Origin of the sequence: Streptacidiphilus sp. BW17 (assembly GCF_041262485.1) — a bacterium.
In the GTDB taxonomy this organism is placed as follows: domain Bacteria; phylum Actinomycetota; class Actinomycetes; order Streptomycetales; family Streptomycetaceae; genus Streptacidiphilus.
This window is the reverse complement of sequence record NZ_JBGCCR010000007.1, coordinates 153,732-176,958: the sequence shown is the minus strand read 5'-3', so window position 1 is coordinate 176,958 and position 23,227 is coordinate 153,732. Positions and strand designations below refer to the sequence as shown.

The following is a 23,227-nucleotide window of genomic DNA, read 5'->3' as shown; positions in this document are numbered from 1 at the left end:
GTTCCGCGCGGGCCCTTCAGTCTGACCCGCTCGACCCGCATGACCTGCTTTTCCTGCTTGTCCCGCCTATTCCGCATGCCTGATCATCGATCGAGGAGCCCCGCCCATGACTGCCGACGTCGCTGCCGCCGAGCCCGTGACCGCCGACTTCTGGTTCGACCCGCTCTGCCCGTGGGCGTGGATGACCTCCCGCTGGATGCTGGAGGTCGAGAAGGTTCGCCCGGTCCACGTCCGCTGGCGCGTGATGAGCCTGGCCGTCCTCAACGAGGGCCGCGACCTGCCGGAGAAGTACCGCGAGCTGATGGACGAGGCGTGGGGCGCCGTCCGCGTCTGCATCGCCGCCGAGCAGGCGCACGGCTCCGACGTACTGGGTCCGCTCTACACCGCGCTGGGCATGCGTTTCCACAACGGCCAGCAGCCGCGCGACCGCGCGACGATCGAGTCCGCGCTGGAGGAAGCGGGCCTGCCGAAGTCCCTTGCGGACGCGATGACTTCGACGGAGTACGACGAGGCCGTGCGCAAGTCCCACGCCGAGGGCATCGGCCTCGTCGGCGAGGACGTCGGCACCCCCGTCATCGCCGTCCCCGGCGTCACGGGCGAGCGCGTCGCCTTCTTCGGCCCCGTCGTCACCCCGGCCCCGCGCGGTGAGGCCGCCGCCCGCCTCTGGGACGGCACGCTGCTGGTCGCCTCGACGCCGGGCTTCTACGAGATCAAGCGCACGCGGACCGAAGGTCCGAACTTCGAGTAATCGCCGGTCCGTTGCACTGTCCAGGGGCGCGGGGAACTGCGCGACAAGCCACCGTGTGTGGTGAGTCGCTGAACGAGCAGGGCCATCCGCATCGGGGTGGTTGCTCGCGCAGTTCCCCGCGCCCCCGATGTGCATGGCTGCTCGCCTGCAGATTCCCCGCGCCCCTGACGTGCTGCAACTTCCGTCAGTGCGCGAGTTACGCGCCCTGCGCGCGCCTGCTCCGCAGGAACCCCACAGCGCTCAGCGCGACCGTCGCGCCCAGCGTGCAGGCGAGCTGCACGCGGTTGCCGTGGCTCTGCAGCATCAGGGCCAGCACCGCGATGACCCCGCTCAGCGCCACCCACGTGAGGTATGGGAAGCCCCACATACGGACCGTCAGCTTCTCCGGCGCCTCGCGCTCCAACCGCCGCCGCATCCGCAGCTGTGCGACGGCGATGAACGCCCAGACCACCAGGACCGACGCGCCGACCACGTTCAGCAGCCACTGGAAGACCGTCGTCGGCCACCAGAAGTTCAGCAGCACCGCGAAGAACCCGAACGCCGACGAGGCCAGCACCGCGAGCCGCGGCACGCCCCCGCTGACGCGGGCCAGCGCCTTCGGGCCCAGGCCGCGCTGGACCAGCGAGTACGCCATCCGCGACGAGCCGTAGATGTTCGCGTTCATCGCGCTCAACAGCGCGATCAGCACCACCACGTTCATCAGCTGTCCCGCCGCGGGGATGCCGATGTGGTCCAGGACCTCGATGTACGGGCCGCTCTTGACGACGTTCGGGTCGTTCCAGGGGAGCAGCGTCACGATGACCGCCATCGACCCGATGTAGAAGACGGCGATCCGCCACATCGCGGTCTTCACCGCGCGACCGACGTTGCGGACCGGGTCCTCGGACTCGGCCGCCGCGATGGTGACCGTCTCCAGGCCGCCGTAGGCGAAGACGGAGGCCAGTAGGCCGACGACCAGGCCGGACATGCCGTGCGGCAGGAAGCCGCCGTGGCCGGTCAGGTTGGTCAGGCCGGGTGCGCCGTGGCCGATCACGCCGAAGATCGCGAGCAGCGCCAGCACCAGGAAGCCGACGATCGCGGCGACCTTGATCGCGGCGAACCAGAACTCGAACTCGCCGAAGTTCTTCACCGCGGCGAGGTTGCTGCCGCAGAAGAAGGCCATGAACAGCGCCACCCACATCCAGGTGGGCGTGCCGGGCAGCCAGTTGGTCATGATCCCGCCGGCGGCGGTCGCCTCGGCCGAGACGCCCACGCAGAGCATCAGCCAGTACATCCAGCCGGAGGTGAACCCCGCCCAGACGCCGATCTCCTTCTCCGCGTGCACCGAGAACGAGCCGGAGGCGGGTCGTGCCGCGGACATCTCACCGAGCATCCGCATGACGAGCATGACCAGCAGGCCGGATGCCGCGAAGGCGAGGATGATCGACGGTCCCGCCGCCGCGATGCCCGCGCCGGACCCGACGAAGAGGCCCGCGCCGATGACGCCACCGAGGGCGATCATCGACAGGTGCCGCTGCTTGAGCCCGTGGGAGAGGCCCGGAGAGGCAACGCTGGGCGTGGCCGTGGATGCGGCCGTCTCCGGCTGCTCAGGGGTGGTGACGCTCATGGGCGGGATCCAGAGGTTCGGCGGGCAGGTCGTGCACGGTTCTACGGGTCGTACAGGTCGGCGCACAAGAGCGCGAAAAGGACCGGTCGGTTCGAATGTTGGACCGACCAGCCCACTATTCGGTCAAGGGTGCCCGATATGTCGAGAAGCCGGACCCGCCCGCCACCATGCGGAAATCTCTGTGACTCTCTGTCGATCGCGGGCACGCACTCTGTGGTTCCGCTGTGGCCCTGGCGTGCGGATCGCCCAAGCGGGCGGCGGACCTTTTGTGGGATGTCCGCAGAGTGGGACGGTGCTCGAACGGATAGGTTCGCAAACGTTCATTGACGTTCGTTCATCGACAAGATCCGACAAGACCCCAGCTCAGGAGCCTGCAGTGAGCCTCGCCGCCACTCCGATAGTCCGTCCCGGCGCCGTCCTCGCCGACCTGCTGCCGACAGCCGAAGACGGTCGCGCACGCGCGCTCGTCCGTGACGCGGCACTCGTGCTCGGCGGCGCGGCGTTCACCGGCCTGGCCGCGCAGCTCGCCGTCCCGATCCCGGGCTCGCCGGTCCCGGTGACGGGGCAGACGCTCGCCGCGCTGCTGGTCGGCACGGCGCTGGGCGCGCGGCGGGGTGTGGCCGCGCTGGGCCTGTACCTGCTGGCGGGCCTGGCCGGCGTCCCGTGGTTCACGGGCGGTACCTCCGGTACGGGCGCGACCTTCGGCTACGTCGTCGGCTTCGTCCTCGCGGCCGGGCTCGTCGGCGCGCTGGCGCGCCGGGGCGCGGATCGGGGTGTCCTGCGGACGGCGGGTGCGATGGCGCTCGGCCAGCTCGCGATCTACGCCGTGGGCGTGCCGTGGCTGGCCGTCTCGCTCCACGTGTCGCTGACGCGTGCGGCGGAGTTGGGTCTGTACCCGTTCCTGATCGGCGACGCGGTGAAGATCGCCCTGGCGATGGGGTTGCTGCCCGCGGCGTGGCGTCTGGTGGGCCGCAAGGACGCGTAGCGGATGTTCCTCGTGCCCCTGAGGTAGACCAACTTTCTCTCCTGCCATACTCTCCGCATGCGCGTCTACCTGGGATCCGACCACGCCGGTTTCGAACTGAAGCAGCACTTCGTGAAGTGGCTGACCGAGGCCGGACACGAGCCGATCGACTGCGGTCCGCACATCTACGACGCCGTCGACGACTACCCGCCCTTCTGCCTCCGGACCGCCGAGCGCACCGCTGCGGACGCCGAGGCCCTCGGCGTCGTCATCGGTGGCAGCGGCAACGGTGAGGCCATCGCCGCAAACAAGGTGAAGGGTGTCCGCGCCGCGCTGGCGTGGAGCGTGGAGACGGCGCAGCTCGGCCGTGAGCACAACAACGCCAACGTGCTGAGCGTCGGCGCCCGCATGCACAGCGCCGACGAGGCGACCTCGTTCCTGGAGGCCTTCCTCAACACCCCGTTCTCGGAGGGGGAGCGCCACATCCGGCGGATCGACATGCTGACCGACTACGAGACCACGGGCGAGCTCCCGCCGATCCCGGCCCACCACCCCCAGGGCTGATCCCGTCCGCCGGAGCCATCGACTCGTGCCCGAAGGCCACACCATCCACCGACTGGCCGCCGAATACCACCGGGTGTTCGGCGGCCAGGCCGTTGCTGTCTCCTCTCCGCAGGGGCCGTTCGCGGACGCCGCCGCCCGCCTGGACGGACGCGTTCTCGCCGAGACCGACGCCAAGGGCAAGCACCTCTTCCTCGGGTTCGACGGGGTCGATTCGGGGAGGTGGGTGCACATCCATCTCGGGCTCTACGGCAAGGTCTTCTGGGGGCACGGCCCTGCTCCCGAGCCCGTCGGCCAGGTCCGCATGCGGATCGCGACCGACGACGCGTACTGCGATCTGCGCGGGCCGACCAAGTGCCTGCTGGTCGACGCGGGGGAGAAGCAGGAGGTCGAGGCGCGTCTCGGCCCGGACCCGCTGCGTCCGCAGGACACCGGCGACGCCGCGTGGAAGCGGATCAGCGGCAGCCGGACCACCATCGCCGCGCTGCTGATGGACCAGAAGGTCCTCTGCAGCGTCGGCAACGTCTACCGCGCCGAGGTGCTGTTCCGACAGGGCGTCAACCCGTACCGTGCGGGCCGCAGTCTGGACCGCGCCGAGTGGGACGCGATCTGGGCGGATCTGCGTCCGCTGATGCGCGAGGGCGTGCGGGTGGGCCGGATCGACACGGTCCGGCCCGAGCACACGCCCGAGGCGATGGGGCGGCCTCCCCGCCAGGACGACCACGGCGGAGAGGTCTACGTCTATCGGCGGGCCGGCCAGTCCTGCCTGGTCTGCGGCACCGAGGTCCGCACCGAGGAGCACGCGGCGCGCAACCTCTTCTGGTGCCCGCGCTGCCAGGCCTGACAGCCCAGGCCTGACTGACGGATAATCAGAAATCCGCCAGAAACCCGTCAGAACCCGCGCGGCAGCCACGGCGCGACGTCCGTCGCGAACGCCACGGAGAGCGCCCCCAGCGCGCCCGCCCGCCGTTCCGCGACCCGGCCCGCCTGCTCCAGCGCCCGGAGCGTCGTGCCACCGAGGTACGACGCCGCGAGCTCGCGGACGGTCAGCGAGACGTCCGCCGGATCCGTCGTGCGCGCGCAGGACGCACCGGTCTCGTCGCCGCTCAGCCGCCAACGGCCGGTGTTCCAGCCGCAGAACGCGTCGGTGACCTCCACCACCGCGTCCACCGGACGCGAGTACGCCCGCGCCGACAGCGCCGCGCCGACGTCGATGAGGCGGACGTGCAGGCTGTCAGTGATCGTCGCGTTGCACCGGCGGACGTCGTCGACCAGGTGCAGGATCGGGTCGTCCACCGGACGACTGCGCACCTCGACCCGGTCCGTCAGGTCGACGTCGAGCAGGTGCCGCCAGAGCGCGACCGTCGCGCCCGGCGTCGCCGCATAGACCTCGCGGACGTTGACGGTGCCCTTCGGGCCCTGACGCTCCCAGTCGGGCTTGACGGTGTAGTGGGCGTAGCCCAGCAACTCGCCGGAGTCGGCGTGCTCGGCGAGCAGACAGAACAGCGGGGAGTTCCCCTCGCGCTCCGACGGCGGGTCCAGGAGGGCCTGCTGCTCCCAGCCTTCCGGCCGGCGCAGCCAGCCGGGACGCTGCTGCCCGACCCGGGTGTACAGCTCCTCGCACTGCGCCAGCGACTCCGCCGGGTCGACCCGCCGCAGCCGGACCTCCGCCGCCCCGGTCGCGTCGATCGCCTGCTCGGCGATCCGCACCCGGTGCCGGTCCATCTCCAGCCCCACCTTCGAGGTGCCCACGGCGTAGCCGAACCGGCCGTAGATGGACGGCTCCGACGCCGTCAGCACCGCGAGCGGCTCGCCGCGCTCACGTACGTCGTCGAGCTGACGCCGCATCATGGCGGTGAGCAGTCCGCGTCGCCGGTGGGTGCCGCGCACGCCGACCATGGTCACGCCCGCCGCCGGCACCAGCCCCCGCGCGGATGTGCGATGTTCGCCCGACCCGCCGGGAACGGCCAACCCGAAGGTGAACGCCGCGGCCGAGCCGACCACCGACTTCGCGTCGAATGCGCCGATCGAGCGGTCGTGCTCGGTAAGCTCGCGCCACAGCGCCCGCTCCTCGGGGGATTCGGGCACGCCGCCGAACGCGTCCAGCAGGGCGTCGTACCAGGCATCAAAGCCGTCGGGGTCGACGGTCCGCAGCTCGGGGGAGACAGTGGATGGGGATGACGGGGCGTTCCCTGGTGCGCGCGAAGACTCGCTCGAAAGGCTCATACGACCTGCCTAGCAGTGTCGCGAACGCGAAGCGAACGGTTATCGGCGGGCCCGTGCGCGCACGGACGGAGCGTCGGCGACACCTGGGTCGACACCTACGCCGGCACCTACGCCAGCGCCTGGGTCGACACCTGCGCCGACACGTGCGTCGACGTCGGCCGGAAGTCGACGTCCGTGCTCGGATCGGTTGCATCTCGCACCCGAAGCGCATCGACTATGGGCCGTCCGGGTCGGTAGGGTCTCCCGGAATGGCACGTCGCGAGACCGGTCGACACCCGGTCGACACCCGCACGGCCCGGTGGCGCAGGGCGCAACGCCGGGTCTGGCGTCGGGTGCGCCGAGGCGGGGTCGACTACTTCCGCGGCGACGGCGCGGACTGGATGGCCTTCGTCGTCATCGCCGCCCTCGTGCCGCTGCTGGCCTTCCTCACCGTGCTGGCGCCGCCGTGGTGCCCACCGACCGCGCTGGTGATCCCCGTCATCTCCGGCGCGCTGCTGCTGCGGCCCAGCAGCCTGGTGCTGCTCTACTCCGCGGCGGCCGCCGCCCTCGCCGTCGAGTCCGTCGTCCTCGGCCCCTACGACGCCGGGCCGGGCCGGGTCACGCCCGGCTGCGTGCTGGTGGTGGGCGCGGTGGGCGCGGTCGGGCTGCTGCTGGCCCAGTTCCGGGCCCGGGTCGGCGTGCCGTGGCGGCGCGGTGGGTCGATGCTCTTCGACCTGCGTGAGCGGCTCAAGGTGCAGAGCCGGATCCCGGCGCTGCCGGACGGCTGGCACGCGGAGATGGCGCTGCGTCCGGCCGGCGGGCAGTCGTTCTCGGGCGACTTCGTGGTCGCCGCGCGCACCGGCGACGGCAAGCGCGTGCTGGAGGTGGTGCTCGCCGACGTCTCCGGCAAGGGCATGGACGCCGGCTCGCGGGCACTGCTGCTCTCCGGAGCGTTCGGCGGACTGGTGGGCTCGCTGCCGCCGCACGACTTCCTCCCGGCCGCCAACGGCTACCTGCTGCGCCAGGGCTGGGAGGAGGGCTTCGCCAGCGCCGTCCACCTGGTGCTGGACCTGGACACCGGCGAATTCGAGCTGCTGTCGGCCGGTCACCTCCCGGGGATGCAGCGGCGCAGCGGCCTGGGCCGCTGGGAGACCAAGGAGGCCGAAGGCCCGCTGCTCGGCATCTACGACGGCGCCAAGTTCGAGGGCGTCCGCGGCGTACTGGGCCGCGGCGACGTGCTGATGCTCTGCACGGACGGCATGGTCGAAGCCCCGGGACGGGACCTGACGGACGGTATGGACCGACTGATGGGCGAGGCCGACCGCCTGCTGGCCACCACCTTCTCCGGCTGCGCCTGGCGCCTGATCGAGGCGGTCGCCAAGGACCGCAGCGACGACCGGGCACTGCTGCTGCTCTGGCGCGAATGACGCCGGGGTGATGCTGCGGGCCCCGCGGACGCCGCACGGCTGACGGTTCAGGCGGGGCGCACGGGCGGCGCACAGGTGCTGCGCGAGGCGTTCACGTGGCGGACCTGGGCCGAATGGCCTTATCAACGGCCTCACTTGTACCATCCATCACACGATCTTCGGACAATCTCGGCTGATATGGAACCCTCGCGGTGGGTGTGAGCCAGAAGTGCTTTACGGAGCGCGTTGATCCGGAGAGACTGACTAAGCGGGCGATCGTGCGCAGGGGGTGGTGTCGTGATCACGGCGCGTGTCCCCGGCTGTCGAGCGTCCCTCAGCCGTAACAGCCGTTGCTGTCACGCTCGATCGAGGAAGTAGGGGCCCGTGACAACCTTCTCCATCTCCGCCGTTGTCCTATTGGGCATCCTGCTCGTCGTCTTCATCAGGAACAAGTCGATGAAGATGGGGTACACGATCCTGGCCATACTCTTCGGGTTCTTCCTGGCGAAGACGTCGGCGGCGACGCCCATCCAGAGCTTCCTCGACCAGATCGCCAACACGGTCAACAGCATCGTCAAGTGACCAGGCCGCACGTGGCTCGGTCTCAAATGACGCTGCCGATCGTCGAGTTCGCCTTCCCCGGTCCGCTCCGCGACCGCCTGGTCGCGGCGGTTCTCGACGGCAGCAAGACCTCCACGACCTCGCTCTTCGCCGACTACCGGCCGGGCGAGGAGCTTCCGGTCGTCGGCAGGCGCGGCGCCGTGGTGGACTCGGACGGTCGGCGGGTGGCGGTGCTGGAGACCACGGAGGTCCGCGTCGTGCCGCTCGGCGAGGTGGACCTGGCGCACTGCGTCGACGAGGGCGAGGGCTTCACCTCGATCGCCGAATGGCGCGCGGACCACACGGAGTTCTGGCTGAGTCCGGAGTGCGTCGCCGAACGGGACGACCCGGCCTTCACGGTGGACAACGCCACCCTCGTCCTCCTCGAACGCTTCCGCGCCGTGGCGAACCCCTGAGTGCGCTCAATCGCCGCTACGGTTAAGGGTTTCCAGGTACCCGGCGACCCCGGTGCGGCGCGCCTCGACGGCGGCGGCGAGGCGGCGGTAGGTCGAGTCGTCCATGTCGTCGCGCCACGCCTCCGGTGAGCGCACGGCCCACTCGCCGTGCTCGGCGGGATCGAGCGTGATGGCCGCCAGCTCGCGTGCGGTGAGCGTCCCTCCGTCGAAGACGAAGCCGACGTGCGGGCAGGGCCAGGTGGCCCGCGGCGTGACGAAGTGCGTGAGCAGCAGCCGCGGTTCGCCCCGGAAGTCGAGCCCGGTCTCCTCCCGGCACTCCCGGACAGCCGCCGCCCATGGCGTCTCGCCCGCATCCAGGTTGCCACCGGGCCACTGCCACACCTCGGCGTGTTCGGCGTGCACGGACCGCAGTTGGAGCGGGTTGCCGTGCTCGTCGGTGAAGTAGAGACACGCGTACCCGGTCTGCTTTGGCAGCGTCCGGACGTACTCCTCGGGCGGCATCCAGCCATTCGCCATGCGCCTCGGCCTTCCTCGTGCGACGGGATCGTCCCCTCAAAGCGGAAGGCCCAGACCGGGGAGCATGTCCCTGGCCTGGGCCTTCGGCGTTGGAGCGGGCGACGGGAATCGAACCCGCGTAGCTAGTTTGGAAGTCTCCGCCGACGGCACCATGATGAGCTGGGAACTCGCTGACCTGGCCATTCGCCTGAGTCACCCTCTGCCTGCCCGCTCTTCCCCGTGGTTCCCCGCAGGAACGGGCATGCAACGGGCACGGGGTGGGTGGTGCCGCGAGCCTGGCCGTACGCCGCCAGAACGGGACTTCCAGGGGTCAGGATGCCACTCAGACCCCAAAGCCTGTCTACACCATGTCCAGGCGCTCAGCGGGCATTCCACGGCCCTTATCGTAGGATGCGCCGGTGATCACGATCGGCGGTTGGCAGGTATCTGCTTATGAGCTCGGGCAGCGAGAGGGCAGCTACACGGTGTACCTGGTTCTCGTGCTGGTTGGGATCTGGCTGATCACGATGTGGTGGCGTGATCCGAAGCCTTCCGAGGTCCGAGGAAGTGAGGAAGTGGCTCGGCTGGGGCGACTCCGGACTCGCGTCGTCAAGTACGGCATCCTCGCGGTTTCGGCTGCGTGGATCCTGACGATGGTCTTGACCGACGTGTACGCAGCTAAGGCAGGCTGAGCCACCGTCTCACATGAGGCTGTAAATCTGTCGCGCAAGCTACGCAGGTTCGAACCCTGCACCCGCCACGTGGAAGCCGAAAGGCCCTGCGACCAGCAAAATCGGTCCAGGGCCTTTCGCATGTCCGCTCCCCGATGATCTCCGTCACACCCCGGTGTTCCCCGCTGCTTCTGGCACGTGAATGGCACGGCACCGAGCGGCGGCCTCCGGGCTTTTGGCGGCAGTGTCAGAGGCAACGTCTAGGGTGGCGCTCGATCGATCGGACAGCCGCCTCAGAAAAGGTGCGACGCGATCAAGGGGGGTGGCTCAGAAGAGGCCTCCGCACGATGTGCCAGGGCTTCGTGCAGCTCCAAAACCACCCCTCTCTCTTCGGCTCTACGGCGCTACATCCTCAGCCGGGGCTGGGGTGCATCCTGGTGCCAAGCGGTCAGTTTCGCCTCTAGCGACGCAAATCATGACGTAGATAGTCCTGAGGCCGTTTGCCATGAGGCCCATGCTGGCGACGTAGCACAAGAGGCTGATCGGCTTGGCTACTTCTAGGAAGAGGACAGCGCATGCGCCAGAGCACAGGAGGTTGGCGATCAACAGTGGCCAACCGGAGTCTGTCTTCGCCCGATTGAAGCGCTCCAACCTGCTCCGGGGTGTCCACATCGGATAGGGGCTGATGCGCTGCTCAAAGGTGCCTCTGTGAGGCTGATTGAACTGACTGAACATGCAGATCATCCAACTGATCGGTGAGCTCCAGGACAAGCCTTTGACCAGAGTCGGGGCTCCAATCGGGCCGCCGAACAAGGCCCGGATTCTGCCTTTTGCGGAAATACCTCCCTCCCCGGGGTGACGTTTCGCCGAGCCCTGCACATTCGCCACACCCGTGCCTGTTGCCATCCCGTCTGCCGTCGACCCACACATTCGTGGAGCGGGCTTGCCCCTTGGGGTCCAGGTGGAGCGCGCCACTGTACGAACGACCTGGACCCCAAGGGGCAAGTCTGCTCGGCTTTTGCCTGGGTCGATGGCTGGCGGGATGGCAGTCCCCTCCTCAGCCCACAACGGCCGGCACTTTTGGCACGGGCGTGGCCATCCCGGAGCCTGAGATCCCCGCCGGAGGCACTGGCACATCGGCCTGCCAGAGCGCGTCAGCGACCGTCCCTCGCAGGGGTTTCCTACTGGGGTGGCCTCGTCGTTGTACGGCGGGCCGCCTCGCCGCCGGGCGTGTGGGGCGAAGACAGGAGCGCGCCCGAGCGGCGGGGGCGGGCCGCGCCGCGCTGTGCGCGGTGTGGTCGTCTTGATTAAGTAGAGAAAGTCATCACAGCTCCCGGATCACGGCCCGGATCAGTCGAGAATGACTCGCCCGTCATGCGTCCGGATCACAGCACTCTCGCCCTCGGCGATGGCATCGAGAACCCGGATGGCGAACACCGTCCCCATCCTGTTGATCACCTCTGCTGGAATGAGCCATTCCACCGCAGTGGACTCGTCGGACAGTTGGGCTTGCCCGCCCTCGGGGTGGCAGAGGAACACCAGCGCCACAACGCCCCGCGCTACGTTCTTGTACACGCCGGTGAGGCGGTCGACTCGGACCCCGATGCCGGTCCGCTCGTAGTAGGGCGCGCCAGGGTCACCCGGACAGTAGGCAACGCCGCGCCAGCGCTCGATGCCGCAAGTTTCCGCATACTCCTGGCCCGCCAAGCACGCAGGGTGCAAGCTCGATCACACACCCCGAACCAGAGCGGAGGCACCGTCATGGCCCTGCACATGCTCGGCAAGGACCCCGACAGCCCGAACAACGGTAGCCCCACCGTCTACTTCGACGACGAGACAGGAAACTACCTGCTGCAAGGCTGGAAGGTCACCGACCCCGCCAGGCGCGCGCAGATGAACATCCCTGGCCACGAGGACGTCATCGAGTTCCCCAAGCGCATGATGCAGTTCTTCCCGGAGGTCAACGGTGGCGCAGTTTGAAGCCCTGTTCCGCGCCGCCCGCCACTCCGCCGTGCACCTGGAGATGAGGGACGAGTACTCGCGGGACGCGGACTTCGAGGACTGGAACCAGGGCCGGCGCTTCGACCCAGCCGAGCGGTGGTGTTCTTGGTTCGACCTGGTCGCGCAGACCACTGTCCGAGGCGTAGAGATCCGACGGGCGCGGATCGTGTCGGAGCCGGTCAGCGACTACATCCGCTATGAGTACGACGTCACCGCCGGCCACAACATCAAGGCCGGTGAGCAAGTACGTTGGCTGCCCCGCCAACTGGCCTCTGGGCTCGCGCTGCCGGGGAACGACTACTGGCTGTTCGACGGCGAGACGGTCCTGTTCAACCTGTTCGCCGGCGACGGCACGATGACGGGCGAGGAACTCGTCACCGAGCCGGAGACGGTCGCCCTGTGCAAGGTGGCGTTCGAGGCCGTGTGGGAGCGCGCTACTCCCCACGAGGACTACCACCCGCGGTAGGCGGGACGACAAGCTGAACCCGTGTCATCGTCCAGCAGCGTCAATCAGGCACGCGAGGCCCTCGGCCAGCGTCTGCGCGAACTCCGGCTCGACGCCGGGCTCACCGCGCGGGCACTGGCCGCCCTGTGTGGCTGGCACGAGTCGAAGTCCTCCCGTATCGAGCACGGCAAGATGACGCCCTCGGACGAGGATCTGCGGGCCTGGGCCACCCACTGCCACGTCTCAGACCAGACCCCGGATCTGATCGCCGTGGCGCGCGGCATCGAGGGCATGTACGTCGAGTGGCGCCGCATGGAACGCACCGGCCTGAAGCGCGCCCAGGAGTCCGTTCTCCCGCTGTGGGAACGCACTCGGCACTTCCGCGCGTACGCCTCCTGGCTGATCCCCGGCCCATTGCAGACCGAGGCGTACATCCGGGCGCTGCTGACCGCGATCCGCGACCGCCGCCAACTGCCCGACGACCTGGACGAGGCCGTGCGCGTGCGGGTGGCCAAGGCCGACGTACTCCGCGCCGGCGGAAGACGGTTCGCGGTCATCCTCGAAGAGGGCGTCCTGCGGCACCGCATCGGCTCGCAGGAGACGATGGCTGAGCAACTCGGGCACCTCCTCGCTGTGGCCGCGCTGCCGTCGGTCAGCCTCGGCGTAGTGCCGTTCTCCGCAGACCGCTCCGGCCTCTGGCCAGTCGAGGACTTCTGGGTCTTCGACCAGGAGCAAGTGAACGTGGAGCTCGTGTCGGCATTCCTGACAATCACGCAGCCGCACGAGGTCGAGATGTACTCGACGACGTTTCAGGAGCTGTCCCGGATGGCTGTGTTCGGCGGCAACGCGCGGAAGCTGATCGGGGCAGCGATTCAGGCTCTGGGGTGACCACGCGCAAGTCGCCGCAAGTTCGTTGAGGGCTCAATTCGGCCGCTTCTACCTTCCGAGGCATGACGGTTACCGCTTCCTCCCTGGCGGACCCAGCGCCCGCAGCTCCACGTAGTTCGAGCCCTCTGCCGCGCCCGTACCTGACACCCGCCTGCAAGGTCGGCGCAGGCCGTTGGCCCGACCTGCACCAACAGTGCGGGGCACCCGGCTACCGGTACCACGCGCTCGGCTGGGTGCCTGTCGCCTGCGGCTGCACCTGCCACCAGGCCGAGGGGGAGGTGGGCGCGACGTGAGCGCCACCGTGGAGTACGACGAACGCTGGAACACGTTCCGTGTCCGCGAGGGCGGCAAGTTGATGGCGGACGGCGATGGCTACCCGTTGGCGTTCGACGACCGCCAAGACGCCGAGGACATGCTCACCCGCCGGGCCGAGCTGTTCGCGATGGCCCGGCCGTTGGAGGTCAACCCGTGAGCGCGGGACCGCGACGGGACCAGGAGCCGAGGACGATCGTGCCGCGGCCGCCGTATCCGCCGGTCGGCGAATTCACGCTCCCCGAGCTGGGCGAGGAACGAACCTGGGAGGCCCCAGCGCAATCGTTCTTCGGCGAGTGCCATGCGGCAGCGGACACCGTCCAGAAGCACGTGTGCCCGGTCGGCGTGTATCGCATTCGCGACTACGTCACCGGCTGCGACTGCGCCTGCCACGACGAACGGCGTATAGTGCTGAGGGGCGGTCAGCCGAAGCGAGGCAGAAGTTAGGGACTCCACCCGGACGGCTCGTTGAGCACAAGTGGGATGGGGTCGGTGTGCCGACTGCAGGTGTCGGGCCTCCTGCTAAGCGTCGGGGGTCTGGGCGTCGCCGTAGATCGGAAGCGTGAGCCCGTACTCCTCCGCAATCTCCTGCAGTGCAGCAGACCAGGGCTGTCCGAGCATCAGCCGGTTGAAGGCGTGCATCGAGTCAAAGAGAATCTGAACGCAGAACTGATGGCACGGGATGGCTTCTTCGAACCGGGGCAACTGATGCAGTTCATAAGTCTCGCCCCTGTCAGCGAAGAACATCTGCGCGCTGCTCAGCGTCGGATGAGCAAAGCGGGACTCGACGCAGTAGTACGTGGCCAGCTCCTTGAGGTCGTACTTCTTCAACAGCTGGCTGATCTTCCGGGTTCCCTCTTCGGGGTGCGAGGGGATGGACTCTGCGATCGTTCCCCACAAGACCTGGTAAGCCTCCTCGGAGACCTTCTGCTCTAGCCCTGCAGCCTTGACGAGGTTCGCTAGCTGCTTCTGGTCCTCCTGCAGCGCCCGATTGAGGATGTCGACCGCGTCGTCTCCCAAGTCAACGAGCCAGAACAGCGAAAGCGCATGCTCGAACGCGGAACGGCGATTGGGCGCGCCGGAGCCGCAGTGCCCATCTTGATGGCCTCGCTGCACGGCGTAGAGCTGGTGGACGATCTGAAAGAACCAACCCCAGCCGACGATGGCCGGGCGACTCAGGGGGTCGATGTGTTCGTGCAGGTCCCCACTGATGAGGGCGTGCAAGCGCTCAAGTCCTTGGGCGTAATCAGGTTCTGCCATTCCACGATGATGGTGGTGGCGTGTGCGCACCGCCACCGAGTTGCACGCCTGGCTTTCCGCTCATCGGTGCTCTCGCAGGTCCTGCAACAGCCCTTACGCTGACCAGAGCGTGGAACGCGAGGGTAAGTGCCGCCGACCCGAGCGCGCTGGCGGTTGCGGAGAAGGCGATCCAGCTGAGGGCCTGGCGATGACCGGGCCGTTCCGAGCCGGATCGCCGCAGTACTGGTTCACGATGGCTCAGAGGCCTGAACCGGCAGTCCAGCAACGGTGCCGCCACCCTGCGGGCACACGGTGGGGCGGTCACACCGACCGCCCCACCCGCACAGTTGGTGGATCAGTCTCGCTTGCGAGCAGCCACGGCAACGCCTGTCGCTGCGACCAGTGGCGTTCCAAGGATCGGGATGAGCAAGGCAAGCACGAATGCGAGCATGCTGGCCGTGATGACGAGGAGGGTCGGACCCGAGGGCCAGTGAGGCTGGTCCTGAGGGTCGGAGGGTCGTACGGTCATAGGGAGCGCCTCCTGAGTGATGTCAGTGCGGGTGCATGAGCGGCCTCCCGGTAGGACGGGGGGCCGCTCAATCTCTCAGCGCCCCATGGCCGTTCGCTATCACCTTAGCGACTCTCGACAGGTCCGCAATGAAGTGATCTTCCATCGACCTCGATAAAGAAAGAAAGTCCTCTTGAGGTCCTTTGAATGTCCTGTCGGGTTCCTACAAATAGCCTCGACTGTCCGGCGGCAACAACGCCCGTCGTCGAGAGCAAGGCCCAGGTCTAGCCGGTGGGCACTTCGCGTGCCGGCGATCACCGCGCAGTGTCCTACCAAAAGGAGGGCGCTGTGGTGTGACGTGGATCACAGAAAGTGCCTATTGGGAGGACATTGAGAGGACATTTGTGGTGCGGACCAGGGGCGACTGGCCTGAGACTGCGGCTCCAGGTGCGGATCTGCAACAGGTAGTAGGGGACGCGGAGCTGGTTGCCGGCGGCGATGGAGCTACCGACTGAAGCCAGGCGGGGATCCTGACGGCGTTGGCAGAGGTGAGTTGAGTGGGCTGGGCTTGCGGCGAAGCGGAGTTGGACGGAGCAAGATCTGGACGTGTGGTGGACGGCACGGCCCTGCGTAGGCAGTCGCGAGCATGACCGCGCAGGTCAGCTGCTCGTCCAGTGCTCAGGTGGATCGGACTGTAAATCTGTCGCGCAAGCTACGCAGGTTCGAACCCTGCACCCGCCACGTGGAAGCCGGAAGGCCCTGTGAACAGCAAAATCGGTCCAGGGCCTTTCGCATGTCTGCTCCCCGGTGATCTCTGCCGTGCCCCGGCGTTCCCCGCTGCTTCTGGCACGTGAATGGCACGACCCAGTGCCCCAGTCGGATCGGTTCTCCTGGCACAGACACTTGGCCGCTCATCGCGCAGAAAACCCGGTGATCAAGCTCGCCTCTCGCTGCTAACATGCCGCCGCCCGGTCACAAGTCCCACGGAGACAACCAATGAGCGAGAGCGTTAGAAGCAAGGCCACAGCTGCCCCTATCCCCCCTCCAGTGGCGACCAAGGGCAACGTCGCCATGGGTGTGGTCACCGCCTTGGTCTCCATGGTGCTCTGCGCCGTGGCCTATGCGCTCGTCATCGATACCACCCAAACCATCTATGGATGGATAGGCGCAATCATTGGTGGAGCGATCGGCACAGCGGTCAACCGCCGTGGCTGCGGCGGCGTCGTGACGTCAGCGGTGAGCTCCGCATGCTCACTGGCCGCAACGTTTCTGGGCCAGTACGCGGGCTTTGCGCTGCTCACTGCGAAGGATCTTGGCGTCGGCCCCTTCGACATCCTTCTCCACCACAGCGCTGCCGCACTGACGGTGTGGCACGATCACCTCGGCTTCACCAACATGATGGGGTTGGTCCTCGCCCCCGTCTTCGGGGCCGTCTTCCCCAACATCAGCCCCAACACGGCCCGCCGCCTCTGAGCAAGGTCCACTGCCGGCCTGTCCTGGCGGCGCTTCGCATCCCGGTCAACTGGTCGTCCACGGCATCCGCCGCCGAAGCGTCCACGGTCTCGCTCATCGGCTGATCGCCTGCTGACCGTCATTCAGGTCGCCGAACAGTTCGGCACTTTGGAGCGCTTCCGGCGTCGCCCTTCGGCACACCGAGAACACCCCTACTGCTTCGACCGGAGCCAGCACCAAAGAGTTGCATCAAAGAGTTGATGGCCCGCTTCGGCCACAGCACCACCCGGGCCGCGCTGATCCACCAGCACGACACCGAGGAACGGCAGCGCGCCATCGCCGACGCGCTGAACGCACGGATCGTCGACGGTATGAAGCGCGGCCCCGGCCGGAACGGGCACGCAGGGGGCACGCAACGCGCACGCCGGGGGAGTAGATCCCGGAACGAAGATCGGCCCCAGTCCAGCGATCAAGTCGCTGAGCTGGGGCCGATCCTGTTGGAGCGGGCGACGGGAATCGAACCCGCGTAGCTAGTTTGGAAGACTAGGGCTCTACCATTGAGCTACGCCCGCGAGTGCCGTTCGGGGAACAGGGTAGCGGACGCGGGGCGGCCCATGCACACCACTTGATCGACGACATGCGCGACGACCCTTTCCGCGACATGGACGACGGCATGCGCAACGACATGCGCAACGACCTGCGCAACGACATGCGCGGCGACCTGCGGAACGGCCCCCGCGAAGACCCGCGCCGCGGTGCGCGGTAAATCGCTCGGGACGACGTGGTCGACCATGTACGCTACGTCTCGCCAAGCGAAAGACGTACGGGGTGTGGCGCAGTTTGGTAGCGCGTCCGCTTTGGGAGCGGAAGGTCGTCGGTTCGAATCCGGTCACCCCGACCAATTTTCTGGGATTCTCCTTCCCACCCCCGCTGAGCTGCGAAAACGCAGCGGCGATGGTCTCCGCTGACACCGGGGCGAAGGCGCATGTGGTAGCCGGTAGGATGGGACGCTGGTGGCGTCTGCGAAGGCGAACCAACCACCTGCCCGGCGGGCGATAGTCACCAAGACGCATCACCCGTCTCGCCGCGCGCCCGAGAATGCGGGCCGGGGCGGACACACCGACCCGTAAAGCCCCCAAGGAGACCCAACCGTGAAGAGCGCCGTGGAGACTCTGAACCCGACCCGGGTTCGACTCACCGTCGAGGTGCCCTTCGAGGAGCTCAAGCCCAGCCTCGACGCGGCGTACAAGAAGATCAACCAGCAGGTCACGGTTCCGGGTTTCCGTAAGGGCAAGATCCCGGCTCGCGTCATCGACCAGCGTTTCGGCCGCGGTGCCGTGCTGGAGGAGGCCGTCAACGACGCGCTGCCGAAGTTCTACGGTCAGGCTGTCGAAGAGGGCAAGATCGACGTCCTCGGCCAGCCGGAGATCACCGAGATCGAGGGCGTCGAGAAGCTTGCCGACGGCGGCGACCTGAAGTTCACCGCTGAGGTGGACATCCGTCCCGAGGTCACGCTCCCCGAGTTCGACACCATCGAGGTCACCGTCGACGCGATCGAGGTCACCGACGAGGACCTCGAGAAGAGCCTGGAGCAGCTCCGCGAGCGCTTCGCCTCGGTCAACGCCGTCGAGCGCGCCGCTGCCGAGGGCGACATCGTCGTCGTGGACCTGACGGCCAAGGTCGACGGTGACGTCCCCGAGGACGGCACCGCCACCGGCGTGACCTACGAGATCGGCTCCGGCCGCCTGCTGGACGGCATCGACGAGGCCGTCATCGGCCTCGAGGCCGGCGGCACCGCCACCTTCACCACCGAGCTCAAGGGCGGTTCCGCCGCGGGCAAGGACTCCGAGGTCACCGTCACGGTCACCGCGGTGCAGGAGAAGGAGCTCCCCGCCCTGGACGACGAGTTCGCCCAGATGGCCAGCGAGTTCGACACCCTGGACGAGCTGAAGGACGACTCCCGCAAGCGGCTCGCCCGCATGAAGGAGTTCGACCAGGCCACCCAGGCCCAGGAGAAGGTCCTCGACGCGCTGCTCGAGCTCGTCGACATGCCGTACCCGGAGAAGCTGCTCGCGGACGAGATCGAGACCCGCAAGCACAACCTGGAGCACCACCAGCTGCCCCAGATGGGCATCGACATGGACGCCTGGCTGAAGCTGCAGGAGAAGACCGCCGAGGAGTTCGACGCCGAGCTCGACGAGCAGGCCAAGAAGGGCATCAAGACCCAGTTCGTCCTCGACGCGATCGCCGCCAAGGAGGAGCTGAACGTCAGCCAGGAGGAGCTCACCGAGCACCTGCTGCGCCGCGCCGCCGGTTCCGGCATGACCCCGGACGAGTTCGCCCAGCAGGTCGTCCAGGGTGGCCAGGTGCCGCTGCTCGTCGGTGAGGTCGTCCGTGGAAAGGCGCTGGCGTCCGTGGTCGAGGCCGCCAAGGTCGTCGACACCAACGGCGAGGTCGTCGACTTCGAGGACGACGAGGACGCCGACGACGAGATCTCCGAGGCCGTCGAGACCGTCGTGGTCGAGGCTGAGGAGACCGAGGAGGCCTGAGCCCCCTTGGACGTCAGTACCTGACGAACACCGGCAGGGCCCGGACCGCAGTGCGCGGTCCGGGCCCTGCCGTATCCGATCCGGAGGCCCGAAGCGCGACGCGCTGGTCCGCACACGTGACGCTCAAAGCGAACAGGTCGGTGTGAGGGATGGCCAGGCAAGTCCCGCGCGTTAGGGTCGGTGGAAACGCTGTGACGGCTGTCTTCGACGATCAGCTGTCGTGCCAACAACGAGCAGGTGGATACGTGACGATTCCGCAGATCTCGATGCCCGGGCTTGTGACTCCCCGTGCCGCCGGTGACATCAGCGGTGGCGGACTGGGGGACCAGGTCTACAACCGTCTGCTCAACGAGCGCATCATCTTCCTCGGCCAGCAGGTCGACGACGACATCGCCAACCGGATCACCGCGCAGCTCCTGCTGCTCGCGGCCGACCCGGAAAAGGACATCTTCCTCTACATCAACTCTCCGGGCGGCTCGGTCACCGCCGGCATGGCGATCTACGACACCATGCAGTACATCAAGAACGACGTGGTCACCATCGCGATGGGCATGGCCGCCTCGATGGGCCAGTTCCTGCTCACCGCCGGCGCCAAGGGCAAGCGCTTCGCGCTGCCGAACGCCGAGATCCTGATGCACCAGCCCTCGGCGGGCCTCGGCGGCTCCGCGACGGACATCCGCATCCAGGCCCAGCAGCTGGTCCGCCTCAAGCACCGGATGGCCGAACTGATCGCCGAGCACAGCGGTCAGACGACGGATCAGATCACCAAGGACTCCGACCGCGACCGCTGGTTCACGCCGGTCGAGGCCAAGGAGTACGGCCTGATCGACAACATCATGCACAGCGCCGCGGACGTCCCCGGTGGCGGCGGCACCGGCGCCTGAGCGCCGCGTCGGTCGCACCAACCACCACAGACCATCGTTCCGGAGGACGGAAGACCCGATGAACATCCCCAGCCTCGACAGTGCCAAGGCGCGCATGGAGGACATGCGTGCCGAGGGCCGCTACATCATTCCGCGCTTCGTCGAGCGCACCTCGCAGGGCATCCGTGAGTACGACCCGTACGCCAAGCTCTTCGAGGAGCGCGTGATCTTCCTGGGCTCCCAGGTCGACGACGTCTCGGCGAACGACATCATGGCGCAGCTGCTCTGCCTGGAGTCGATGGACCCGGACCGGGACATCTCCATGTACATCAACTCGCCCGGCGGCTCCTTCACCGCGCTCACGGCCATCTACGACACGATGCAGTTCGTGAAGCCCGACATCCAGACGGTCTGCATGGGCCAGGCCGCCTCGGCCGCCGCCGTGCTGCTGGCCGCCGGTACGCCGGGCAAGCGCATGGCGCTGCCGAACGCCCGCGTGCTGATCCACCAGCCGTACACCGAGACCGGCCGCGGCCAGGTCTCCGACCTGGAGATCCAGGCGCACGAGATCCAGCGCATGCGCGAACTGCTGGAGGAGCTGCTGGCCAAGCACTCCAAGAAGACCCAGCAGGAGATCAGCGAGGACATCGAGCGCGACAAGATCCTCACGGCCGAGGAGGCGCTCCAGTACGGCTTCGTCGACCAGATCGTCTCCACTCGCAAGAACTCCCTGCAGGACTGAGCAGCAGCGGGTAGCTGAGACCAGTACCACGCAGCCAGACCGCCCCCGGCTCTTGGAGCCGGGGGCAGGGCCTGGCACCATCGTCAGTACCGACTTATCGTTCCGTCGTTCCGTTGTCCGGTCGTGAGCCGGATATTCGCCCAGGGCGGAAGTGGGAACCGCCGAAGACGGCGAATCGGGGGTCCTGGCGGAGTACCGTCGGATACCAAGCACCAGGCTCCGTCCCCCAGGGAGCCGTTGGCGAAGGGGAAGCACCTCGTGGCACGCATCGGTGACGGTGGCGACCTGCTCAAGTGCTCGTTCTGTGGCAAGAGCCAGAAGCAGGTGAAGAAGCTCATTGCCGGGCCCGGCGTGTACATCTGCGACGAGTGCATCGACCTGTGCAACGAGATCATCGAGGAGGAGCTGGCGGAGACCTCGGAGGTCCGCTTCGAGGAGCTGCCCAAGCCCCGCGAGATCTACGAGTTCCTCGACGGCTACGTGGTGGGCCAGGAGTCGGCCAAGAAGTCGCTCTCGGTGGCTGTCTACAACCACTACAAGCGCGTTCAGGCAGGGGAGAACGGCAAGCACGGCCGCGACGACGGCATCGAGCTCGCCAAGTCCAACATCCTGCTGCTGGGCCCCACCGGCTCCGGCAAGACGCTGCTGGCGCAGACCCTCGCCCGGATGCTCAACGTCCCGTTCGCCATCGCGGACGCCACCGCGCTGACGGAGGCCGGTTACGTCGGCGAGGACGTCGAGAACATCCTGCTCAAGCTGATCCAGGCGGCCGACTACGACGTCAAGAAGGCCGAGACGGGGATCATCTACATCGACGAGATCGACAAGGTCGCCCGCAAGAGCGAGAACCCGTCGATCACGCGTGACGTCTCCGGCGAGGGCGTGCAGCAGGCGCTGCTGAAGATCCTGGAGGGCACGACGGCCTCGGTGCCGCCGCAGGGCGGGCGCAAGCACCCGCACCAGGAGTTCATCCAGATCGACACGACGAACGTGCTGTTCATCGTGGGCGGTGCCTTCTCCGGTCTGGAGCGGATCATCGAGGGCCGGGCCGGCAAGAAGGGCATCGGCTTCGGCGCGACCATCCGCTCCAAGCACGAGATCGACTCCAGCGACATGTTCCGCGAGGTCATGCCGGAGGACCTGGTCAAGTTCGGCATGATCCCCGAGTTCATCGGCCGTCTGCCGGTGATCACCTCGGTCCACAACCTGGACCGCGAGGCGCTGCTGCAGATCCTGACCGAGCCGAAGAACGCCCTGGTCAAGCAGTACCGGCGGCTGTTCGAGCTGGACGGCGTCGAGCTGGAGTTCACCGCCGAGGCCCTGGAGGCCATCGCCGACCAGGCGATCAAGCGCTCCACCGGCGCCCGCGGCCTGCGCGCGATCATGGAGGAGGTGCTGATGTCCGTGATGTACGAGGTCCCCTCGCGCAAGGACGTCGCCCGCGTGGTCGTCGACGAGCAGGTCGTGCTGGAGCACGTGAACCCGACGCTGGTCCCGCGCGACATCCGCGGCCAGCGTGAGCGCCGCGAGAAGAGCGCGTAGCGCGTAACAGGCACAGCAAGAAGGGCCCGGGGCGAAACGCCCCGGGCCCTTCCTGCCGCACCCGGCTGTTACTGCTTGACCGCCGTAACGCTGTTGATCACGACGTTGTCGTTGGGATGACCGTCGCCCTGGCCGTTGGAGTTGTCGCTGCCGTCGGCGCCGACGTGGTCGAGGATGTCCAGCCCGCTGGTGATGGTGCCGAACGGCGTGTAGTTCGCCGACAGCTGGCTGTCCTTGTAGACCAGGAAGAACTGCGAACCGTTGGTGTTCGGACCGGAGTTGGCCATGGCCAGCGTGCCCGCCGGGTACGTGCCGCCCTGGATCGCCGGGTCGCTCAGGTACTCGTCGTTGAACTTGTAGCCGGGGCCGCCCGTGCCGGTGCCGGTCGGGTCGCCGCACTGCAGCACGTAGATGCCGGCCGTCGTCAGACGGTGGCACTTGGTGTGGTCGAAGAAGCCCTGCTGCGCCAGGAAGACGAAGCTGTTGACCGTCTGCGGCGCGTGCTGCGCATCCAGCTTGACGCCGATGTCGCCGCAGGAGGTCTTCAGGGTGGCGGTGTAGGTCGCCTTGGTGTCGATGCTCAGCGCAGGCGGGTTCGGCCACTGCTTGTTGTTCGGGCTGCCTGCGGCGACGTTCCCGCAGAACCCGGCGCTGCTGGCGGCACTCGCCGTGCTGCTCTTGCTGCTGGACGAGTTGCCCAGGGTCAGCCACAGCACCAGACCGACGACGACCAGGACCACCAGGCCCCCGCCACCGAAGATCAGCAGCTTCTGCCGCTGTGCCCTGGCCGCCTCCTGGGCGCGCAACGCATCCATCCGCGCCCGACGCGCCGCGCCCGGGTCCTCGCTCACCTTTGCTCCTCACCGTTGTGCCGCCACGGCTGTGCCCGCCGGCCGACCAATGTCAGCACACCAGTGTGACGGGTCGGACCACGGCGCACGAACGAGGCTCTCCGTTACTTCCCTGCGGTTCGTGACCAGGCTCGGCAGCCCCCTAAACTTGCCGTCGTGACCG

At 67.9% G+C, this 23,227-nt stretch carries 25 protein-coding genes and 2 tRNA genes; 20 read left to right on the top strand and 7 right to left on the bottom strand.

Annotation, left to right across the window (positions count from 1 at the left end; translation table 11 throughout):
- Positions 1–106 precede the first annotated feature (106 nt).
- Positions 107–748 (top strand): DsbA family protein, encoded by a 642-nt coding sequence (locus ABH940_RS11480; RefSeq protein ID WP_370063318.1) that lies wholly within the window; start codon positions 107–109, stop codon positions 746–748.
- Positions 749–944: 196 nt separating this feature from the next.
- Here ABH940_RS11480 and ABH940_RS11475 read toward each other — a convergent pair whose 3' ends face one another.
- Positions 945–2,354 carry an amino acid permease gene (locus tag ABH940_RS11475; protein WP_370105165.1) on the bottom strand — a complete coding sequence of 470 codons (1,410 nt, stop codon included), beginning with the start codon at positions 2,352–2,354 and terminating at the stop codon, positions 945–947.
- Positions 2,355–2,730: 376 nt separating this feature from the next.
- Here ABH940_RS11475 and ABH940_RS11470 point away from each other — a divergent pair, with 376 nt between their 5' ends.
- Genes ABH940_RS11470 through ABH940_RS11460 form a run of 3 tightly spaced genes read left to right on the top strand, consistent with a single transcriptional unit; the run spans position 2,731 to position 4,723 of the window.
- Positions 2,731–3,339 carry a biotin transporter BioY gene (locus ABH940_RS11470; protein WP_370063322.1) on the top strand — a complete coding sequence of 203 codons (609 nt, stop codon included), beginning with the start codon at positions 2,731–2,733 and terminating at the stop codon, positions 3,337–3,339.
- Positions 3,340–3,396: 57 nt separating this feature from the next.
- On the top strand, positions 3,397–3,882 hold the full coding sequence (locus ABH940_RS11465; protein WP_370063324.1) for a ribose-5-phosphate isomerase: 486 nt from the start codon (positions 3,397–3,399) through the stop codon (positions 3,880–3,882).
- A 25-nt stretch (positions 3,883–3,907) separates the two neighbouring features.
- Positions 3,908–4,723 carry an Fpg/Nei family DNA glycosylase gene (locus tag ABH940_RS11460; protein ID WP_370105164.1) on the top strand — a complete coding sequence of 272 codons (816 nt, stop codon included), beginning with the start codon at positions 3,908–3,910 and terminating at the stop codon, positions 4,721–4,723.
- Positions 4,724–4,770: 47 nt separating this feature from the next.
- Here ABH940_RS11460 and ABH940_RS11455 read toward each other — a convergent pair whose 3' ends face one another.
- Positions 4,771–6,105: a GNAT family N-acetyltransferase gene (locus ABH940_RS11455; RefSeq protein ID WP_370105163.1), complete on the bottom strand. Its 1,335-nt coding sequence runs from the start codon at positions 6,103–6,105 to the stop codon at positions 4,771–4,773.
- Between the two features lie 248 nt (positions 6,106–6,353).
- On the opposite strand from ABH940_RS11455, the gene ABH940_RS11450 reads away from it, so the two are divergent.
- The 3 genes from ABH940_RS11450 to ABH940_RS11440 all read left to right on the top strand — a co-directional run bounded on the left by ABH940_RS11450 (position 6,354) and on the right by ABH940_RS11440 (position 8,506).
- Positions 6,354–7,511 (top strand): PP2C family protein-serine/threonine phosphatase, encoded by a 1,158-nt coding sequence (locus tag ABH940_RS11450; RefSeq protein WP_370063330.1) that lies wholly within the window; start codon positions 6,354–6,356, stop codon positions 7,509–7,511.
- A 363-nt stretch (positions 7,512–7,874) separates the two neighbouring features.
- Entirely contained in the window at positions 7,875–8,072 is a 198-nt protein-coding gene (locus tag ABH940_RS11445; protein ID WP_196195557.1) for a hypothetical protein, read from the top strand.
- 26 nt (positions 8,073–8,098) lie between these two features.
- Entirely contained in the window at positions 8,099–8,506 is a 408-nt protein-coding gene (locus ABH940_RS11440) for an ASCH domain-containing protein (RefSeq protein WP_370105211.1), read from the top strand.
- A 6-nt stretch (positions 8,507–8,512) separates the two neighbouring features.
- On the opposite strand, the gene ABH940_RS11435 is transcribed toward ABH940_RS11440, so the two are convergent.
- Positions 8,513–9,022, bottom strand: coding sequence for an NUDIX domain-containing protein (locus ABH940_RS11435; protein WP_370105162.1), 510 nt, complete (start codon positions 9,020–9,022; stop codon positions 8,513–8,515).
- 398 nt (positions 9,023–9,420) lie between these two features.
- Between ABH940_RS11435 and ABH940_RS11430 the strand changes: the two genes are divergently transcribed.
- The gene (locus ABH940_RS11430) at positions 9,421–9,693 is read left to right on the top strand and encodes a hypothetical protein (RefSeq protein ID WP_370105161.1); all 273 of its coding nucleotides are present in this window, start codon (positions 9,421–9,423) and stop codon (positions 9,691–9,693) included.
- A gap of 1,329 nt (positions 9,694–11,022) precedes the next feature.
- On the opposite strand, the gene ABH940_RS11425 is transcribed toward ABH940_RS11430, so the two are convergent.
- Positions 11,023–11,379, bottom strand: coding sequence for a hypothetical protein (locus ABH940_RS11425; protein ID WP_370105160.1), 357 nt, complete (start codon positions 11,377–11,379; stop codon positions 11,023–11,025).
- Between the two features lie 54 nt (positions 11,380–11,433).
- Here ABH940_RS11425 and ABH940_RS11420 point away from each other — a divergent pair, with 54 nt between their 5' ends.
- The 4 genes from ABH940_RS11420 (at position 11,434) to ABH940_RS11405 (ending at position 13,478) form a co-directional block, all read left to right on the top strand.
- Positions 11,434–11,652: a hypothetical protein gene (locus ABH940_RS11420; RefSeq protein WP_370105159.1), complete on the top strand. Its 219-nt coding sequence runs from the start codon at positions 11,434–11,436 to the stop codon at positions 11,650–11,652.
- A gap of 43 nt (positions 11,653–11,695) precedes the next feature.
- Complete coding sequence (locus tag ABH940_RS11415; protein ID WP_370105210.1) at positions 11,696–12,139, top strand: DUF6879 family protein; 444 nt, start codon at positions 11,696–11,698, stop codon at positions 12,137–12,139.
- Between the two features lie 21 nt (positions 12,140–12,160).
- Positions 12,161–13,006 carry a helix-turn-helix domain-containing protein gene (locus tag ABH940_RS11410; protein WP_370105158.1) on the top strand — a complete coding sequence of 282 codons (846 nt, stop codon included), beginning with the start codon at positions 12,161–12,163 and terminating at the stop codon, positions 13,004–13,006.
- Positions 13,007–13,295: 289 nt separating this feature from the next.
- Positions 13,296–13,478, top strand: a complete 183-nt coding sequence (locus tag ABH940_RS11405) for a hypothetical protein (protein ID WP_370105157.1) — start codon at positions 13,296–13,298, stop codon at positions 13,476–13,478.
- Positions 13,479–13,840: 362 nt separating this feature from the next.
- On the opposite strand, the gene ABH940_RS11400 is transcribed toward ABH940_RS11405, so the two are convergent.
- Positions 13,841–14,578: a DUF5677 domain-containing protein gene (locus ABH940_RS11400; protein ID WP_370105156.1), complete on the bottom strand. Its 738-nt coding sequence runs from the start codon at positions 14,576–14,578 to the stop codon at positions 13,841–13,843.
- Positions 14,579–16,112: 1,534 nt separating this feature from the next.
- On the opposite strand from ABH940_RS11400, the gene ABH940_RS11395 reads away from it, so the two are divergent.
- Positions 16,113–16,538: a hypothetical protein gene (locus tag ABH940_RS11395; RefSeq protein WP_370105155.1), complete on the top strand. Its 426-nt coding sequence runs from the start codon at positions 16,113–16,115 to the stop codon at positions 16,536–16,538.
- 239 nt (positions 16,539–16,777) lie between these two features.
- Positions 16,778–17,047 carry a hypothetical protein gene (locus ABH940_RS11390; protein WP_370105154.1) on the top strand — a complete coding sequence of 90 codons (270 nt, stop codon included), beginning with the start codon at positions 16,778–16,780 and terminating at the stop codon, positions 17,045–17,047.
- On the opposite strand, the gene ABH940_RS11385 is transcribed toward ABH940_RS11390, so the two are convergent.
- A tRNA-Gly gene (locus ABH940_RS11385) sits at positions 17,016–17,089 on the bottom strand. The genes ABH940_RS11390 and ABH940_RS11385 overlap by 32 nt on opposite strands.
- 65 nt (positions 17,090–17,154) lie before the next feature.
- On the opposite strand from ABH940_RS11385, the gene ABH940_RS11380 reads away from it, so the two are divergent.
- From ABH940_RS11380 to clpX, 6 genes are all read left to right on the top strand, one after another.
- Positions 17,155–17,283, top strand: coding sequence for a hypothetical protein (locus ABH940_RS11380; RefSeq protein WP_370105153.1), 129 nt, complete (start codon positions 17,155–17,157; stop codon positions 17,281–17,283).
- Between the two features lie 58 nt (positions 17,284–17,341).
- Positions 17,342–17,418: transfer RNA gene (locus ABH940_RS11375), tRNA-Pro, on the top strand.
- Between the two features lie 250 nt (positions 17,419–17,668).
- The gene (gene tig / locus ABH940_RS11370) at positions 17,669–19,066 is read left to right on the top strand and encodes a trigger factor (protein WP_370063337.1); all 1,398 of its coding nucleotides are present in this window, start codon (positions 17,669–17,671) and stop codon (positions 19,064–19,066) included.
- A 266-nt stretch (positions 19,067–19,332) separates the two neighbouring features.
- Positions 19,333–19,950 (top strand): ATP-dependent Clp protease proteolytic subunit, encoded by a 618-nt coding sequence (locus ABH940_RS11365; RefSeq protein WP_196195730.1) that lies wholly within the window; start codon positions 19,333–19,335, stop codon positions 19,948–19,950.
- A gap of 58 nt (positions 19,951–20,008) precedes the next feature.
- Positions 20,009–20,671 (top strand): ATP-dependent Clp protease proteolytic subunit, encoded by a 663-nt coding sequence (locus ABH940_RS11360; RefSeq protein ID WP_370105152.1) that lies wholly within the window; start codon positions 20,009–20,011, stop codon positions 20,669–20,671.
- Positions 20,672–20,929: 258 nt separating this feature from the next.
- Positions 20,930–22,213 carry an ATP-dependent Clp protease ATP-binding subunit ClpX gene (gene clpX, locus ABH940_RS11355; RefSeq protein ID WP_196195550.1) on the top strand — a complete coding sequence of 428 codons (1,284 nt, stop codon included), beginning with the start codon at positions 20,930–20,932 and terminating at the stop codon, positions 22,211–22,213.
- A gap of 68 nt (positions 22,214–22,281) precedes the next feature.
- Here the strand turns inward: clpX and ABH940_RS11350 are convergent, their stop codons facing one another.
- Positions 22,282–23,064, bottom strand: coding sequence for a peptidylprolyl isomerase (locus tag ABH940_RS11350; RefSeq protein ID WP_370063342.1), 783 nt, complete (start codon positions 23,062–23,064; stop codon positions 22,282–22,284).
- Between the last annotated feature and the right edge of the window lie 163 nt (positions 23,065–23,227).